At 71.2% G+C, this 15,209-nt stretch carries 19 protein-coding genes; 11 read left to right on the top strand and 8 right to left on the bottom strand.

Annotated elements, in window-relative coordinates; genetic code table 11:
• Positions 1-77: 77 nt before the first annotated feature.
• The 5 genes from Q9S71_RS01975 (at position 78) to Q9S71_RS01995 (ending at position 5,358) form a co-directional block, all read left to right on the top strand.
• The gene (locus Q9S71_RS01975; RefSeq protein ID WP_311860215.1) at positions 78-1,241 is read left to right on the top strand and encodes a mechanosensitive ion channel family protein; all 1,164 of its coding nucleotides are present in this window, start codon (positions 78-80) and stop codon (positions 1,239-1,241) included.
• A 136-nt stretch (positions 1,242-1,377) separates the two neighbouring features.
• Positions 1,378-2,514 carry an ABC transporter substrate-binding protein gene (locus Q9S71_RS01980; protein WP_311860216.1) on the top strand — a complete coding sequence of 379 codons (1,137 nt, stop codon included), beginning with the start codon at positions 1,378-1,380 and terminating at the stop codon, positions 2,512-2,514.
• Complete coding sequence (locus Q9S71_RS01985; protein ID WP_422880326.1) at positions 2,511-3,455, top strand: ABC transporter permease; 945 nt, start codon at positions 2,511-2,513, stop codon at positions 3,453-3,455. The genes Q9S71_RS01980 and Q9S71_RS01985 overlap by 4 nt, the downstream gene beginning before the upstream one ends.
• On the top strand, positions 3,452-4,255 hold the full coding sequence (locus Q9S71_RS01990) for an ABC transporter permease (protein WP_253035503.1): 804 nt from the start codon (positions 3,452-3,454) through the stop codon (positions 4,253-4,255). Before Q9S71_RS01985 ends, Q9S71_RS01990 begins: the two co-directional genes overlap by 4 nt.
• Complete coding sequence (locus Q9S71_RS01995; protein WP_311860217.1) at positions 4,252-5,358, top strand: ABC transporter ATP-binding protein; 1,107 nt, start codon at positions 4,252-4,254, stop codon at positions 5,356-5,358. The genes Q9S71_RS01990 and Q9S71_RS01995 overlap by 4 nt, the downstream gene beginning before the upstream one ends.
• 5 nt (positions 5,359-5,363) lie before the next feature.
• On the opposite strand, the gene Q9S71_RS02000 is transcribed toward Q9S71_RS01995, so the two are convergent.
• The 5 genes from Q9S71_RS02000 to Q9S71_RS02020 form a co-directional block, all read right to left on the bottom strand.
• Entirely contained in the window at positions 5,364-5,663 is a 300-nt protein-coding gene (locus Q9S71_RS02000) for a Dabb family protein (protein WP_311860218.1), read from the bottom strand.
• A complete protein-coding gene (locus Q9S71_RS02005; RefSeq protein ID WP_311860219.1) occupies positions 5,660-5,917 on the bottom strand; it encodes a glutaredoxin family protein in 258 nt (85 codons plus the stop codon). Before Q9S71_RS02005 ends, Q9S71_RS02000 begins: the two co-directional genes overlap by 4 nt.
• Before the next feature lie 96 nt (positions 5,918-6,013).
• Positions 6,014-6,112: a 30S ribosomal protein bS22 gene (locus Q9S71_RS02010; protein WP_003792170.1), complete on the bottom strand. Its 99-nt coding sequence runs from the start codon at positions 6,110-6,112 to the stop codon at positions 6,014-6,016.
• 81 nt (positions 6,113-6,193) lie between these two features.
• Positions 6,194-6,385: a helix-turn-helix domain-containing protein gene (locus Q9S71_RS02015; RefSeq protein WP_018186843.1), complete on the bottom strand. Its 192-nt coding sequence runs from the start codon at positions 6,383-6,385 to the stop codon at positions 6,194-6,196.
• A gap of 99 nt (positions 6,386-6,484) precedes the next feature.
• Entirely contained in the window at positions 6,485-6,889 is a 405-nt protein-coding gene (locus tag Q9S71_RS02020; protein ID WP_064003902.1) for an ArsR/SmtB family transcription factor, read from the bottom strand.
• Positions 6,890-6,956: 67 nt separating this feature from the next.
• Between Q9S71_RS02020 and Q9S71_RS02025 the strand changes: the two genes are divergently transcribed.
• From Q9S71_RS02025 to Q9S71_RS02035, 3 genes are read left to right on the top strand one after another with little or no spacing between them, the layout of a single operon-like run.
• Positions 6,957-8,399, top strand: a complete 1,443-nt coding sequence (locus Q9S71_RS02025) for a TrkH family potassium uptake protein (protein WP_311860220.1) — start codon at positions 6,957-6,959, stop codon at positions 8,397-8,399.
• Positions 8,392-9,063 carry a potassium channel family protein gene (locus Q9S71_RS02030; protein WP_064003900.1) on the top strand — a complete coding sequence of 224 codons (672 nt, stop codon included), beginning with the start codon at positions 8,392-8,394 and terminating at the stop codon, positions 9,061-9,063. The genes Q9S71_RS02025 and Q9S71_RS02030 overlap by 8 nt, the downstream gene beginning before the upstream one ends.
• Before the next feature lie 29 nt (positions 9,064-9,092).
• Positions 9,093-10,211, top strand: coding sequence for an ECF transporter S component (locus Q9S71_RS02035; protein WP_311860221.1), 1,119 nt, complete (start codon positions 9,093-9,095; stop codon positions 10,209-10,211).
• A gap of 29 nt (positions 10,212-10,240) precedes the next feature.
• Here Q9S71_RS02035 and Q9S71_RS02040 read toward each other — a convergent pair whose 3' ends face one another.
• The gene (locus Q9S71_RS02040; protein ID WP_311285354.1) at positions 10,241-10,738 is read right to left on the bottom strand and encodes a MarR family winged helix-turn-helix transcriptional regulator; all 498 of its coding nucleotides are present in this window, start codon (positions 10,736-10,738) and stop codon (positions 10,241-10,243) included.
• A gap of 64 nt (positions 10,739-10,802) precedes the next feature.
• Between Q9S71_RS02040 and Q9S71_RS02045 the strand changes: the two genes are divergently transcribed.
• On the top strand, positions 10,803-12,065 hold the full coding sequence (locus tag Q9S71_RS02045; RefSeq protein WP_311860222.1) for an MFS transporter: 1,263 nt from the start codon (positions 10,803-10,805) through the stop codon (positions 12,063-12,065).
• A 9-nt stretch (positions 12,066-12,074) separates the two neighbouring features.
• Here Q9S71_RS02045 and proC read toward each other — a convergent pair whose 3' ends face one another.
• Positions 12,075-12,908 carry a pyrroline-5-carboxylate reductase gene (gene proC, locus Q9S71_RS02050; RefSeq protein ID WP_217530610.1) on the bottom strand — a complete coding sequence of 278 codons (834 nt, stop codon included), beginning with the start codon at positions 12,906-12,908 and terminating at the stop codon, positions 12,075-12,077.
• A gap of 42 nt (positions 12,909-12,950) precedes the next feature.
• Here proC and Q9S71_RS02055 point away from each other — a divergent pair, with 42 nt between their 5' ends.
• Positions 12,951-14,063 carry an alpha/beta fold hydrolase gene (locus tag Q9S71_RS02055; protein ID WP_311860223.1) on the top strand — a complete coding sequence of 371 codons (1,113 nt, stop codon included), beginning with the start codon at positions 12,951-12,953 and terminating at the stop codon, positions 14,061-14,063.
• A 15-nt stretch (positions 14,064-14,078) separates the two neighbouring features.
• Here Q9S71_RS02055 and Q9S71_RS02060 read toward each other — a convergent pair whose 3' ends face one another.
• Positions 14,079-14,507: a nucleoside deaminase gene (locus Q9S71_RS02060; RefSeq protein WP_311861676.1), complete on the bottom strand. Its 429-nt coding sequence runs from the start codon at positions 14,505-14,507 to the stop codon at positions 14,079-14,081.
• 67 nt (positions 14,508-14,574) lie between these two features.
• Between Q9S71_RS02060 and upp the strand changes: the two genes are divergently transcribed.
• Positions 14,575-15,207: a uracil phosphoribosyltransferase gene (gene upp, locus Q9S71_RS02065; RefSeq protein ID WP_217530605.1), complete on the top strand. Its 633-nt coding sequence runs from the start codon at positions 14,575-14,577 to the stop codon at positions 15,205-15,207.
• Positions 15,208-15,209 lie beyond the last annotated feature (2 nt).

A 15,209-nucleotide genomic window follows, 5' to 3' on the forward strand; every position in this document is an offset into this window, starting at 1 on the left:
GCACGTTCGGCAAGCGCTCGGCTTCGGCCGGGCGCTCGTCGTATCGTGGCTGATTCCCCGACGGAAGGATCAGCTGCATGTGGGATGGATGGTTGGACTTCGCGATCGCGACCCTCGTCGGGATCGCGGTCGGGATCGTCGTCGCCGTCGTCGCGACGATCGTGCTGGCGATCGTTGCGCGCCGCCGCCGGTGGGCGGGGGTCCTGAGCCGGCAGTCCCGGGCACCGTTCCGGATGCTGCTGCTCGTCGTCGCCCTCTGGGCCGCCGTGCGTGCGGCGTTCCCCGATGACACGTGGCGCGGCATCCTGGATCAGCTCCTGACGATCCTCATCATCGCGGCGAGCGCGTGGCTGCTGGCCTCGCTCGTCGTGGTCGCCACCGACGTCGCGCTCGGTCGCTACCGCATCGATGTGCCCGACAACCGGGTGGCCCGCCGCATCCGTACCCAGACGCTCGTCGTGCGGCGCCTCGCCATCGCGATCATCGTCATCATCGGCATCGGGGCGGTCCTCTTGACCTTCGACGCGGTCCGGGCGATCGGGGCGAGTGTGCTCGCATCGGCGGGGATCGCGTCGATCGTCGCGGGCCTCGCCGCGCAGTCCGTCCTCGCGAACGTCTTCGCGGGGCTGCAGATCGTCTTCAGCGACGCGCTGCGGGTCGACGACGTCGTCGTCGCCGACGGCGAGTGGGGGCGCGTCGGCGAGATCACCCTCAGCTACGTCGTGCTCGACCTGTGGGACGACCGCCGCCTCGTCCTGCCGTGCACCTACTTCACGACGACCCCGTTCGAGAACTGGACCCGGAGGGGCTCGGAGCTCCTCGGCGCCGTCGAGATGGACCTCGACTGGAACGTCTCCCCTGACCGGATGCGGGAGCACCTGCACGAGGTCGTGGCGGCGACCGAGCTCTGGGACGGGCGCACGGCCGTGCTGCAGGTGACCGACGCGGTCGCCGGCTATGTGCGCGTCCGCATCCTCGTGACGGCGAAAGACGCTCCGACGCTCTTCGACCTGCGCTGCCTGGTCCGCGAGGCGATGGTCACCTGGGTGCAGCGCACCCTGCCCGACGCCGTGCCCGTGCAGCGGGTGCGGATGACGGATGCCGCCGGTACGGCACCGGCCGACGACCCCGCGGCACGCCCCCACGACGGCCTCTTCACGGGCAGCGTCGAGGCCGAGCGCCGCGCATCGACCTTCACGAACGCGATCCAGATCGTGCGCGAGTCCGACGCCGAGCGCTGAACGGGCATCCGTCGCCCGGGCGTCACCGTCCGTTCATCCGCCGTGGGCCCGCCATCCATCCGGCGGTCGTAGCTTCCCCTCGTCCCCCCGTGCGCCGCGCTCATCAGCGCGCGCAGGACCACCCGAGAGGAACCGCATGTCCCGTCCCTTCCCGCGCCGCGCGTCCGTCGTCGTCGGCCTCACCACCATCGCCGCGCTGTCGCTGGCGGCCTGCGCCGGCAGCCCTGACGCGGAGAACGCCGCCGGCGAGACGCCGGTGGCCGCCACCGCGACGAGCGTCGCCGACTTCGGCTCGTTCGCGGATCTGGAGGCCGCGGCCAAGGCCGAGGGCAACCTGAACGTCATCGCGCTCCCCCGCGACTGGGCCAACTACGGCGAGATCCTCGACCTCTTCGCCGAGCGCTACCCCGAGATCACGATCAACGAGCAGTCGCCCGACATCTCGAGCGCCGAGGAGATCACCGCCGCCGAGACGAACGAGGGCCTCGACACCGCTCCCGACGTCTTCGATCTGGGCCTCACCGTCGCCCTGCAGAACACCGACCGCTTCGCCCCCTACAAGGTGCAGACGTGGGACGAGATCCCCGACGCGCTCAAGGAGCCGACGGGTCTGTTCGTGGGCGACTACGGCGGGTACATGTCGGTCGGCTACGACTCGGCGAAGTTCGACGCCCCCGCCGAGCTCGACGACCTGCTCGGCGACGGGTTCCGCGGCTCGGTCGCCATCAACGGCGACCCCACGCAGGCGGGCGCGGCCTTCGCCGCCGTGGGCCTGGCCGCCGTGCAGTCGGGCGGGACGCTCGACGACTTCCAGCCCGGCATCGACTTCTTCAGCGAGCTGAACAAGGCCGGCAACATGCTCAAGCTCGACGTCACGAGCGCGACGGTCGCGAGCGGCGAGACCCCCGTCGTCTTCGACTGGGACTACCTCAACGCCGCGCACAAGGCCGACGTCCCCACCTGGGAGACGGTGGTCTTCGACGGTGTCGGCTACGCCGGGTACTACAACCAGGCCATCAACGTCGACGCCCCGAACCCGGCCGCCGCTCGGCTCTGGCAGGAGTTCCTCTACAGCGACGAGGTGCAGAACCTGTGGCTGAAGGGCGGGGCGCGCCCCGTCCGCATGGAGGCGATGACGGATGCCGGCACGATCGACGCCGACCTGGCCGCCGCGCTCCCCGAAGCCCCGGCCGAGACCGTCGTGCCGACCGAGGCGCAGTCGACCGCCGCGGGCGAGCTGCTGGGCGCGAACTGGGCCGCCGCGGTCCAGTGACCCCCACGGCACCGGCGGGGATCCCGGCGACGGGCGTCCCGCGCGGCGCCCCCGAGGGGTCGGAGCAGCACGCTCCGGCCCCTCGCGGGCGGCGCCGCATCGACTGGTCGTGGGTCGGCCTCACGCCGTTCGCCGTCTACCTGGCGGCCTTCCTCGTCCTCCCCACCGTCCTCGCCCTCGCGACCGGGTTCGTCGACGGGTCGGGAGCCCTCACGGGGGACAACCTCGCGGCGCTCGTCGATCCGGTCGTCCTCGCCACCTTCGCGAACTCGACCTGGGTGTCCCTCCTGACCGCCCTGATCGGCGCGGTGGTCGGCGCCCTCGTCTGCCTCGCGATGCTGGGGCTCCCCGAGACCGGGATCGTGCGGACGACGGTGGATGCGGCATCCGGGGTCCTCGCGCAGTTCGGCGGCGTGATGCTCGCCTTCGTCCTCATCGCGACCATCGGGACCCAGGGCGTCGTGACCCGTCTGCTCAGCGACCTCTTCGGGCTGCAGATCTTCGCCGGCGGGGCGTGGATCTACGCGCTGCCGGGGCTCATCCCGGCCTACATCATCTTCCAGGTGCCCCTCATGGTCATCACCTTCATGCCGGCGCTGTCGGCGCTCAAACCCCAGTGGCTCGAGGCGCACCTCACCCTCGGCGGCACCCGGCGCGGCTTCTGGCCGCAGATCGGGATGCCGGTCCTCGCCCCGTCCTTCCTCGCCAGCTTCCTGCTGCTGTTCGCGAACGCGTTCTCGTCGTACGCGACGGCGGCCGCCCTCGCCAGCCAGGGGTCGCAGATCGTCCCGCTGCAGATCCGTACCGCCCTCACGAGCGAGACCGTGCTCGGACGCGAGAACCTCGCCGGTGCGCTCGCAATGGGGATGATCGTCGTGGTCGCCGTCGTCATGGTCGCGTACACCCTCATCCAGCGCCGCGCAGCCCGGTGGCAGTCGTGAGCCGCGCGACCCTCGCCCCGTCGGCGGCGACGCGCTGGGCGATCGGGCTCCTCGTCGGGGCGGTCTTCGCCGTCCCGTTCGTCGCGACGGCCCTGTTCACCCTGACCGCCGCCGACGGCTCGCTCACCCTCGACCGCTGGGCGGCCCTGTTCGACCCGGCGCTCTCGGCGAAGTACCGGCCGGTGTGGACGGGCCTCGTCAACTCGCTCATCCTCGCGGCGGTGACGGTGGCGATCGTCCTTCTGGTGTTCGCGCCGACGATGGTGCTGGTGAACCTGCGGTTCCCGCGCCTGCGCCGCGCTTTCGAGTTCCTCGCCCTCCTTCCCATCACGATCCCCGCGATCGTCCTCGTGGTCGGCTTGGCCCCCATCTACCTGCAGATCGGCCGCACCTTCGGGACGGGCGCCTGGACCCTCGCCTTCGCCTACGGGGTGCTCGTCCTGCCGTTCGCCTACCGCTCGATCCAGGCCGCGATCGACGCCGTCGACCTCGCGACGCTGACCGAGGCCGCCCGCACCCTCGGCGCGGGGTGGGGCACCGTGCTGGTGCGCGTGGTCGCTCCGAACCTGCGACAGGGGCTGCTCGCGGCATCCCTCATCTCCGTCGCGGTCGTCCTCGGAGAGTTCACCATCGCCTCGCTGCTGAACCGGCAGGTGCTGCAGACCGGGCTCGTCGTCATCAACAAGCAGGATGCCTGGGCCTCCGCGATCTTCACGCTGCTGGCCCTCGCGTTCGCCTTCGTCCTGCTCCTCGTCATCGGCCGCGCGGGACGCGTCGGCACCGGAAGGAAGACCCCGTGACCCTCGAATCCACCCCCACCGCCCGGATCCTCCCCCGCACCGCCGACAACACCCTGCTCGCCGGCGCGAGCGAGGGGACGCGGGTCGAGCTGCGCGGCATCGTGAAGGACTACGGCCCGACCCGCGTGCTGCACGGCGTCGACCTGGACGTCGCTCCCGGCGAGTTCGTATCGTTGCTGGGGCCGTCCGGATGCGGCAAGACCACCGCCCTGCGTGTCATCGCCGGCCTGGAGGACGCGACCGGCGGGATCGTCGCCTTCGGTGGAACGGACGTCTCGCGGACGCCCACCAACAAGCGCGACATCGGGATGGTGTTCCAGGCGTACTCGCTCTTCCCTCACCTGCGCGTCGTCGACAACGTCGCCTTCGGGCTGCGCCGGCGGCGCGTCGACACCGCCACCGCGCGCCGCCGATCGGGCGAGGCGCTCGAGCTCGTCGGCCTCGACCACCTCGCCGACCGCTTCCCGCACCAGCTCTCCGGCGGACAGCAGCAGCGCGTCGCCCTCGCTCGCGCCTTGGTGACCGAGCCGCGGGTGCTCCTCCTCGACGAGCCGCTCTCGGCGCTCGACGCGAAGGTGCGGGTCCAGCTCCGCGACGAGATCCGCCGCATCCAGCTGCGCCTCGGGATCACGACCGTATTCGTCACGCACGACCAGGAGGAGGCGCTCGCGGTCTCGGACCGCATCGCCGTCATGGCAGCGGGGCGCATCGCGCAGATCGGCACCCCCGAGGACCTGTACCTACGACCCGCCACCCCCGAGGTCGCCGGATTCGTCGGGCTCTCCAGCGCCGTCCCGGGGACCGCCGCGGCCCGAGCGGTCGAGGTCTGGGCCACGTCCGTCCCGATCCTCGGTGACGCTCCCGACGGCCCCGTCGAGGCGCTCATCCGTCCCGAGAACGTGCGCCTGGTGGGCGCGGGCGAGGGCATCGGCGCTGTCGTCGAGGAGAGCACGTTCCTCGGCAGCATCCGCCGCACCCTGGTCCGCACCGATGACGGCGCGCTGGTGCGGCTGCAGCATCCCGCCGACGACCGACTCGAGTACGGCGAACGGGTCCGCATCGCCGTGGCGCCGGTCCCGGTGCCCGTCCGGCCCCGCGGCTGAGGCCGTCAGACCTCGAAGTCGACAGCCATGCGGCCGCCGGCGACGCTGCGGATGTACGCGGCGACCTCCTGATGCGCGGGATGCGTCTGGTACGCCTCGAGCGCGTCGAGGTCGTCGACGTCCATCACGAGCGAGACGTCGGCGTTCGCCTCGGGGACGGCGACGTTGGTCCCCACGCTGAGGGAGCGGATGACGGGCACGGCGGTCTCGAGACCCCGCAGCAGGCGCACCACCTCGGCGGCGTGCTCGGCACGGATGTCCGCGTCGGTGGCCGCCATCTTCCAGATAACGACGTGGCGGATCATGCGGAGCCCTTCTCGACGAGCGCGACGCGCAGCCGGTCGGCGGACACGCGCCAGTGGGCGTGCAGGTCGCCGTCGATGAGGACCACGGGGATCTTCTCCCACCATGTCGCGTAGAGGGCCGGGTCCTCGGTGATCGACAGCTCCTCGACGTCGACCCGCCCCTCGGGGAGCTCGGCGACGACGGCGTCGACGATCTCGCGTGCGACGTCGCAGAGGTGGCAGTCGGGTTTGGAGATGAGGGTGAGTGCGGTCACGGCATCCATTCTCCCCCGCTCATCCACGCCGCGGACGCAACACGAAGCGCCCCGACGTCCGGCGGACCGGACGGGGGCGCTTGTGTGCGATGCCGCTTACTTCTTGTTGCGGCGCTGGTGGCGAGTCTTGCGAAGCAGCTTGCGGTGCTTCTTCTTCGCCATGCGCTTGCGGCGCTTCTTGATGACTGAACCCACGGTAAACCTCACTAAGTCGGGGTCTGGACGCGCGGTGTCGGCGTCCGGGAACGGCAAGACGGAAAAATGCCTCGGATCAGTCTAGCCGACGTCGGCGATGGGACGTTGCAGAGCGGCTGTGACCGCTGTTTCGGGCACTCGGTAGCTGCGACCGAAGCGCACGGCGGGGAGTTCCCCGGAGTGGACGAGGCGATAGACGGTCATCTTCGAGACGCGCATGAGGTCGGCGACCTCCGCGACCGTGAGAAAGCGCACATCCGAGATGTCCGACATCGTGTCCCCTTTGTGGTTATCAGCCCCCGTGAATCCCTCCACATTAGGGGGTGGGTGAGAGGCGTGTAAACCTGTGTGACTCGTGGGGCGGAAGGAGGGTCAGCGGCCCGGCAGTTTGTTGAACACGCTCGTCACGGCATGCTTCGCCGAGGCGGCCGCGCGACCCACGACCTCGGCGGCATGCGCTGCGCCGTCCGGCAGGGCGTGCGCCGCCGGCGCGTCGTCCTCGTCGACCGCGAAGAACGGGAACAGCCAGTCGTCCACCGCGTCCAGCGGCGCGGGCGACAGGCTGTAGTAGCGGTGCTGGCCCTCTTCGCGCACGGAGACGAGGGATGCCTCCCGCAGTACCTTCAGGTGCTTCGAGACCGTCGGCTGGCTGACCCCGAGGGCGGAGACGATCTGCGAGACGCTCGTCCCCTTCTCCCCCGACGCCCCTCGTTCACGGAGCAGCTGGAGGATGTCCCGACGGGTCCCGTCGGCGATCACGTCGAAGATGTCCGCCATGGCATTAGGTTAGCCCGCCCGCGCGCGGGAGTACCATGACAACGATCCGAACGAGGAAGGGGCGCGAATGACGGGCCTTGCCGTCGATGAGCGCGCCCCCCGGCGCGGACCGGCGTGGCATCGCCGCGCGTTCTCCGCGATGCGCGATCTCGCGACCGCGTCGCCCTCGCGCTTCGCCGTCCTCATCTTCTCGGCCCTCATCCTGTTGTTCACAGCGATCTTCTCGCTGCCGGTGATGGCCTCGGACGGGCAGGTGACGCCCCTGCCCGACGCCCTGTTCACGGCGGTCTCCACGATCTGCGTCACGGGCCTCGCGACGGTGGACATGGCCACGCACTGGTCGCCCCTCGGTCACGTGGTGGTGTTCATCGGTGTCAACGTCGGCGCCCTCGGCGTCTTGACCCTCGCCTCGATCCTCGGCCTCGTGATCTCCAAGCGCCTGGGGCTCCGCGCCAAGCTGCTCGCCGCCGGCGACAGCAACCCGATGCGCGCCCACGGCGGACCGGTCAACGAAGGCCAGGCCGTCCGGCTCGGCGAGGTGGGTCAGCTGCTGGCGACCGTCGCCCTGTCGACCCTCGTCATCGAGGCCGCCCTCGCCGTCCTGCTGTACCCCATGCTGCTCGCCAGCGGCATCGACCCGCTCACCGCGCTGTGGGAGGCGCCGTACTACGCGGCCATGGCGTTCACGAACACGGGCTTCGCGCCCAACTCCGAGGGCCTGGCGCCGTTCGCGCAGAACTACCTGCTGCTCAGCGTCCTCATGGCGGGCGTCTTCCTCGGCTCGATCGGCTTCCCGGTCATCTACGCCCTCTGGAAGCATCACTGGCACGTCCGTCGGTGGTCGATCCACGTCAAGCTGACGCTCATCACGACGGTCGTCCTGTTCTTCGCGGGCGCGATCGCGTTCGTGATCCTGGAGTACGGCAACCCCCAGACCTTCGGGACGATGGATGCCTGGGACACGACGTTCCAGGCCCTGTTCCTGTCCGCGATGACCCGTTCGGGCGGCTTCTCGATCATCGACATCGGCGAGCTGCACGAATCCTCGATCGTCGTCGGGTCGATGCTCATGTTCGTCGGCGGCGGATCCGCCTCCACGGCGGGCGGCATCAAGGTCACGACCCTCGCCGTCCTCGCCCTCGCGGTGTGGTCCGAGGCGAAGGGCCGGCCGAGCGTCTCGGCGTTCGGGCGCCGCATCCCGAGCGACGTCCAGCGCGTCGCCCTCTCGGTCGTCGCGTGGGGCGCGACGATCGTGGCGCTGTCGACAATCACGATCGCGCACCTGACGAAGGCGCCCCTCGACGAGGTCCTGTTCGACGTCGTGTCGGGCTTCGCCACCGTGGGGCTGTCGACCGGGCTGACGCAGGAACTCCCCGACCCCGCCGTCTTCGTCATGGCGCTGACGATGTTCATGGGCCGCGTTGGTACAGTGACACTCGCCGCGGCGGTGGCCGCGACCAGCCGAACGCAGCACTACGCGCTGCCCGTGGAAAGGCCCATCGTTGGTTGAGCAGTTGCGCAGCGATTCGCCCGTCCTCGTCATCGGACTCGGTCGCTTCGGCGCCGCGTGCGCGGGCGAACTCGACCGCCTCGACCGCGACGTCCTCGCGATCGACGACAACCTCGATCTCGTGCAGAAATGGTCCGAGCGCGTCACGCACGCCGTCCAGGCCGATGCGCGCAACATCGAGGCGCTGAAGCAGATCGGTGCGCAGGACTTCCAGGTCGCCGTCGTCGCCGTGGGGTCCTCGATCGAGGCATCCGTCCTCATCACGGCCAACCTGGTCGACCTGAAGGTCCCGCAGATCTGGGCGAAGGCGGTCTCGCAGTCGCACGGCAAGATCCTCGCCCGCGTCGGCGCCAACCACGTCATCTACCCCGAGCGCGAAGCCGGCGAGCGCGTCGCGCACCTCGTCAGCGGGCGCATGCTCGACTTCATCCGCTTCGACGACGACTTCGTCCTCGCCAAGATGTACCCGCCGCGGTTCATCCGGGGCGTCGGCCTCAACGAGTCGGGCGTCCGCTCGAAGTACAACGTGACGGTCGTCGGCGTGAAGAGCCCCGGCAAGCCGTTCCGCTACGCCGAAGCGACGACCGTCGTGACCAACCACGACCTCATCATCGTGTCGGGGACGAACTCCGACATCGAACGCTTCGCCTCGCTCGACCGCTGAGCCCGCTCAGGCGACACCAGGACACATCGATGGCATCATCCGATGACGCCGAGCGGGCGACCCCGCCGCACGACGCGCGGCTCCATGAGGCGCTGCAGTCGATGCGATTCGCCGCCGGCGGGCCGTCGTACGCCGAGATCGCCGCACGGGTCACACGGCTGCGCGCGAGCCGCGTCGGCGGCGCCCGCAGCGTCACCGTCGCGCGTTCGACCGTCTACGACCTCTTCCGGCCCGACCGAACGAGAGTCGATCGGGCCCTCGTCGCCGACGTGATCCTCGCCCTCGGCGGATCGGAGCACGACGCCGCCCACTGGCGTCGCCACGCCGCGGTCGTGAACTCCCTCGGACACCGACCGGAGTCCGTCGCCGAGGCACCGGCCCCGCCCGCCGCCGCCCCGGAGACCCCGGAGAACCCAGACGACCCCGAGCAACCGCCGCACGATCCCACACCATCGCGCAGGCACACCGCGACGCAGCGCGACGCCGACGAGCCACGGACGCTCGATCCGCGCCCGCCGCGCACGACGGCCTCGCGCGTCGGGGTGATGGCGATCATCATCGCCCTCTGCACCCTCGCGAACGTCGTCGGGGGCCAGCTCGTGCTCTGGTCGTCGCTCCCGCTGTTCCTCGACATGGTGGGCACGGCGATCGCCTCGATCGTCCTCGGCCCCTGGTACGGGGTGCTGGTCGCGATCGCCACCCAGCTGACCGGCGCGGCCTACCATTCGAGCCCGATCGGGCTGCCGTTCACCGCCGTCGGGATCGTCGGTGCGCTGCTGTGGGGGTACGGCACGCGCTCGTGGGGCCTCGGACGGACACCCGTGCGGTTCTTCGTCCTGACGGTGATGGTCGCGCTGGCCTGCACCCTGGTGGCGACACCGATCACCCTCGCCGTCTACGGCGGCTACTCCGCACATGTCGCGACCGTCGCGTTCACGGATCAGCTGCTCCACCTCGGCGATGCCCTCTGGACCGCGGTGCTGTCCGCGAACCTGGTCTCCTCGCTCATCGACAAGATGATCTCCGGATTCATCGCGCTCACCGTGGGGTCGTCGCTCGTCCACCGGATCGACTCGCATCGCCGAGGGCGCGGCGCCGACGCGCTGCTGTTCGACCCGCCACGTCTGATCTTCCGCGCCTCCGCCTGAGGTCGCAGCGCCCGGCCGCCGGCGTGGTCTCAGGCCTCGCGCTGCGCGTTCGCCAGCAGCCGGGCGAGCAGATCGGCGAGCGTCTGCTGCTCGGCCTCGCTGAGCCCGTCCAGCAGGCGGGCGTCGTGCGCGAGCGCGCGCGGCATCTCCCGCTCGACGACGGCACGACCGGCATCCGTCAACGAGAGCTCCACCGCCCGACCGTCGCGCGTCGACCGCTCCCGGCGCAGGAGCCCGGCGGATTCGAGCCTGCTCGTGAGCTTCGTGGTGGCCGCACCGCTGAGCATCGTCTCGGCGGTGACCTCGCTGGCACGCAGGGGCCGACCGGTGCGGGCCAGCGCGCAGAGGACGTCGAACTCCGAGCGCGAGACGCCGCTGTCGGCCAGCAGCCGCTCGATCTGCGCGGTCGCCAACGCGGAGGCGCGGTTGAGCCTGCCCCACACGTCGATCGGCGACGTGTCGATCGCCGGCATCTGCTCCGCCCACGCGGCACGGATGCGGGCGATGAAGTCGGCGCGCTCGGTCACCGCTCCACTGTACCGACGCGGACCATTTATTTCACTGGTGAAGCATCTGTGTATAATCGGAGGAATGACCGCGCTCGACACCGGAACCCGCCCCACCGTCCCCGCCGCGTCGACACGCGGACCGCGGCTGCTCTCGCAGCCGCCCGCCGTCTGGGCCATCGCCTTCGCCGCGATGGTCGCGTTCATGGGGATCGGCCTCGTCGGTCCGATCCTTCCGACGGTCGCCGCCGCGCTGCAGGCGACCCCCGTGCAGACCTCGCTGCTGTTCACGAGCTACCTGACGGTGACGGCCTCGGCGATGTTCTTCACGAGCTGGCTGTCGACCCGCATCGGCACCCGCGCGGTCATGATCCTCGGGCTCGCCGTCATCGCCCTCGCCGCGATCGGCTGCGCACTGTCGCCCAGCATCGGCGCCCTCATCGGCTTCCGCGCCGTCTGGGGCCTGGGGAACGCGCTGTTCCTCTCGACGGCGCTCGCCTCGATCGTCTCCGCCTCGGGCGGGCGCAGCGAGCACGCCGTGATCCTCTACGAGGCGGCCCTCGGGATCGGACTGGCGGTCGGCCCGATGCTGGGCGGCCTCCTCGGCGAGATCGGGTGGTTCGCGCCCTTCTGGGGAACGGCGTCGCTGTTCGCCGTGGGGGTCGCCGCCCTCCTCACCCTCGTCCGCGATCCGGGTCACGCGGCGGAGCGCAGCCGGGTCAGCGCCCCCTTCCGTGCCTTCGCCGATCGCGGACTGCTCGCGATCAGCGTCGTGGCTTTCCTCTACAACGCCGGCTTCTTCGTGACGCTGTCGTACACGCCCTACGCCCTGGAACTGCCGGCGGTCGGCATCGGCCTCGTCATGATGGGCTTCGGCGTCGGTCTCGCGATCGCGGGCGTCCTCATCGCTCCGCGGCTGACCCGGCGCTTCCCGGTCGTGACCGTGCTGCTCTGGTTCCTCGTCGCGTTCGCCGTGACGCACGTGCTGGCGGCGCTGAGCGCCGGATCCCGGCCGCTGCTCGTGGTCTGCGTCGTGCTGCTCGGCATCGAGATCGGTGCCGTGAACACGATCCTCACCGAGGCCGCGATGGAGGCGACCGCGCTCCCCCGCGCCGTCGCCAGTTCCGCCTACTCCGGCTTCCGGTTCTTCGGCGGCGCGATCGGCGCCCCCGTCGGCACCGCGCTGGCCGTCTTCGGCGTCGGCGCCCCGTACGCCGCTGCGGCCCTGGCGGCGGCCGCCGGCGCCGCGCTCCTGTTCGCGTTCCGGGGGCTCATCGGACGCGCCGACCACACCGCCCGGCTCACCGAACGGACGACCGCAGAGGACCTGACGCTCGGCGACGCTTGAGCGGATGCCTCAGACGCCGGTCGCGAGCTCGCGGGCGCGGGCCAGTGCGGCATCCGTCGCCTGCGAGAACAGCCCGTCGAGATTCGCTGTCTGGAGGACGCCGATCGCGCGCTCGGTCGTGCCCTTGGGACTGGTCACGCGGCGGCGGAGCTCGGCGGGGTCGTCGCCGGTGGCGGCGAGCAGAGCCGTCGCACCGATGAAGGTCTGCTCGGCCATGAGGCGGGCGTCGGCCTCGTCGAAGCCCTTGCCGCGGGCGGCCTCTGTGAGCGCCTCGACGAGCAGGAACACGTAGGCCGGGCCGGATCCCGAGATGGTCGAGAGCGCGTCGATCTGCGCCTCGGGCACCTCGATGACGACGCCGCAGGTCTCGAACAGCGCACGGACGAGCGCGACGTGCTCCGCGGTCGCGGTCGACCCGGCGGCGAGACCGGTGACGGCCTTGCCGACCACGGCCGGCGTGTTCGGCATCGAGCGGATGACGGGGATCTCGGGCCCGACGATCGACTCGAACGTCTCGATCGTGACGCCCGCCGCCAGGCTGACGACGATCGTCCCGGGGCGCAGGGCGCCGGCGATCTCGCGCAGCAGGTCGGGGACCATCGCAGGCTTGACGCCGATGAGGACGATGTCGGCGGATGCCGCGGCATCCGTGTTCGCCGACGGCACCTCCGCGAGCGCCGCACTCGAGACGGCGTCCAGCCCCTCGAGCTCGGCGGCCTTCGCGGCCGTGCGGTTGGTCACCACGACGGACGAGGCCCGGCCCGAGCGGGAGATCCCCTGCGCGATCGCACCCCCCATCGAACCGGCTCCGAGGATGGCGACGGGAGGGAGGTGGTGCGTCATGCCCCCATCCTGTCATCCACCCCCGCGGCTTATCATCGGCTCATGACCCTCCTCGACGGAATCACGTCCCGCATCATCGACACGGACCGGCTGAGCGTCAACATCCTCGAGCGCGCCGGCGATACGGTCGACGCCGCCCCCGAGCGCACCGTCGTCCTGCTGCACGGCGCCCTGTCCTCCGCCCTCGTCTGGCAGGAGCTCATGCAGGACCTCCCCGCCGAGTTCCGGGTCGTCGCGGTCGATCTGCGCGGTTTCGGCGGCACCGAGCACATGCCCGTCGACGCCTCCCGCGGGGTCCGCGACCTGAGCGACGACGTGGCGCTCACGCTCACCGAGCTCGGCATCGAGGCGCCGCACCTCGTCGGATGGGACCTCGGCGGAGCGGTCGCCTTGCAGTTCGCGCTCGACCACCCGGTGCGCACGATCCTGCTCGAGTCCCCCGTCTCGCCGTTCGGCCTCGGCGGCACGCGGCTCGACGGGTCGCGCCTGACCGACGACGACGCCGGCTGCGGCGCGGGGACCGCGAACCCCGAGTTCGTGCGCCGCTTGACCGCGCGCGAGGCGGGCGCGGAGGCATCCACCTCGCCGCGGAGCGTCTTCCGTGCCTCCTTCGTCGCCGAGGGTTTCGAGACCGAGCACGAAGACCTCTGGGTCGAGGCCATGCTCTCCACCTCCACCGCGACCGGCAACTACCCCGGCGAATCCGTCCCGAGCCCGCACTGGCCCGGCTACGCGCCCGGCCGGTTCGGTGTGCTCAACGCCCTCGCGCCGCGCAACTTCGACGTCTCGGGCATCGTCGACCTGCCCGAGAAGCCGTCGATCCTCTGGATCCGCGGCGTGCTCGACCCGCTCATCTCCGACACGTCCTTCTCGGACCCCAATCACTTGGGGTCGCTCGGGATCCTCCCCGACTGGCCCGGCGCCGACGTCGCCCCGGCCCAGCCGATGGTGTCGCAGACCCGCGAGGTGCTCCGTCGCTACACGGATGCCGGGGGCATCGCGACCGAGCTCGCCCTGCCCGGCGTGGGGCACACCCCCCACCTCGAGCGGCCCGCCGTGTTCCGGCGCGCGCTGCTCGAACTGACGGGGTACATCGGCTCGCCCGCGTCCCCCGCGCCGCCCACCGAGGCGATCATCCTCAGCTCGTCCGACTGACGAGCGAGGGGCACCTCAGCGCTTCGCGTCGAAGAAGCCGCGCAGGAGGGTCGCGGCCTCGCCCGCACGGACCCCGCCGAGGACCTCTGCGCGGTGCGGCATCCGTCTGTCGCGGAGCAGGTCGTGGACGGAACCGGCCGCACCCGCCTTCTCGTCCCACGCGCCGAATACGACGCGCGCCACCCGCGTCTGCAGGATCGCACCCGCGCACATGACGCACGGCTCGAGAGTGACGACGAGGGTGCAGTCGTCGAGGTTCCACGATCCGAGGGCGGATGCCGCGGCTCGCAGTGCCACGACCTCCGCGTGAGCGAGGGGGTCGCCGTCGCGTTCGCGGAGGTTGCGTCCCTCCCCGACGACCCGGCCCGCTTGCGTGACGACCGCGCCGACGGGGACGTCGCCGTGGACCGACGCGAGGGCGGCGAGCTCGAGCGCCCGCACCATCGCCGCGTCGTCGGCGGCGGGGACGGGCAGGCTCACGTCGTCAGCGTAGCCCCGGTAGCCTGGACCCATGCGTGTGCACGTCGCCGACCACCCCCTCATCACCCACAAGCTCACGGTGCTGCGCGACAAGCGCACGACGTCGCCGGTGTTCCGCCAGCTGACGGCCGAGCTCATCACCCTCCTCGCCTACGAGGCGACCCGCGGCGTACGTGTCGAGGAGATCGAGATCGACACGCCCGTCACCCGCACGACCGGGCTCAAGATCAGCGAGCCGCGGCCGCTCGTCGTCCCGATCCTGCGCGCGGGCCTCGGCATGCTCGACGGCATGACGACGCTGCTGCCGACGGCCGAGGTCGGATTCCTCGGCATGGCGCGCAACGAGGAGACCTTCGAGCCCTACACGTACGCCGAGCGTCTGCCCGACGACCTCAGCGACCGCCAGTGCTTCGTCCTCGACCCGATGCTCGCCACGGGCGGTTCGCTCGGCGCGGCGATCGACTTCCTCTTCGCGCGCGGCGCGCAGGACGTTACGGCGGTCTGCATCCTCGCAGCGCCCGAGGGTCTCGCGGCGATCGAGAAGCAGGTCGGCGACCGCGACGTCACCCTCGTCTTGGGCGCTCTCGACGAGCGCCTGAACGAGAAGGGCTACATCGTCCCCGGTCTCGGCGACGCCGGCGACCGCTTGTACGGCACGGTCTGACA

Source organism: Microbacterium gawkjiense, from assembly GCF_031932225.1.
In the GTDB taxonomy this organism is placed as follows: domain Bacteria; phylum Actinomycetota; class Actinomycetes; order Actinomycetales; family Microbacteriaceae; genus Microbacterium; species Microbacterium gawkjiense.

Excerpts from the sequence above, each read along its gene's own strand:
- Q9S71_RS01975 (WP_311860215.1), top strand. The coding sequence starts at position 78 with ATGTGGGATGGATGGTTGGACTTCGCGATCGCGACCCTCGTCGGGATC.
- Q9S71_RS01980 (WP_311860216.1), top strand. The coding sequence starts at position 1,378 with ATGTCCCGTCCCTTCCCGCGCCGCGCGTCCGTCGTCGTCGGCCTCACC.
- Q9S71_RS02000 (WP_311860218.1), bottom strand. The coding sequence starts at position 5,663 with ATGATCCGCCACGTCGTTATCTGGAAGATGGCGGCCACCGACGCGGAC.
- Q9S71_RS02015 (WP_018186843.1), bottom strand. The coding sequence starts at position 6,385 with ATGTCGGACATCTCGGATGTGCGCTTTCTCACGGTCGCGGAGGTCGCC.
- Q9S71_RS02020 (WP_064003902.1), bottom strand. The coding sequence starts at position 6,889 with ATGGCGGACATCTTCGACGTGATCGCCGACGGGACCCGTCGGGACATC.
- Q9S71_RS02025 (WP_311860220.1), top strand. The coding sequence starts at position 6,957 with ATGACGGGCCTTGCCGTCGATGAGCGCGCCCCCCGGCGCGGACCGGCG.
- Q9S71_RS02035 (WP_311860221.1), top strand. The coding sequence starts at position 9,093 with ATGGCATCATCCGATGACGCCGAGCGGGCGACCCCGCCGCACGACGCG.
- Q9S71_RS02045 (WP_311860222.1), top strand. The coding sequence starts at position 10,803 with ATGACCGCGCTCGACACCGGAACCCGCCCCACCGTCCCCGCCGCGTCG.
- proC (WP_217530610.1), bottom strand. The coding sequence starts at position 12,908 with ATGACGCACCACCTCCCTCCCGTCGCCATCCTCGGAGCCGGTTCGATG.
- Q9S71_RS02055 (WP_311860223.1), top strand. The coding sequence starts at position 12,951 with ATGACCCTCCTCGACGGAATCACGTCCCGCATCATCGACACGGACCGG.
- Q9S71_RS02060 (WP_311861676.1), bottom strand. The coding sequence starts at position 14,507 with ATGGTGCGGGCGCTCGAGCTCGCCGCCCTCGCGTCGGTCCACGGCGAC.
- upp (WP_217530605.1), top strand. The coding sequence starts at position 14,575 with ATGCGTGTGCACGTCGCCGACCACCCCCTCATCACCCACAAGCTCACG.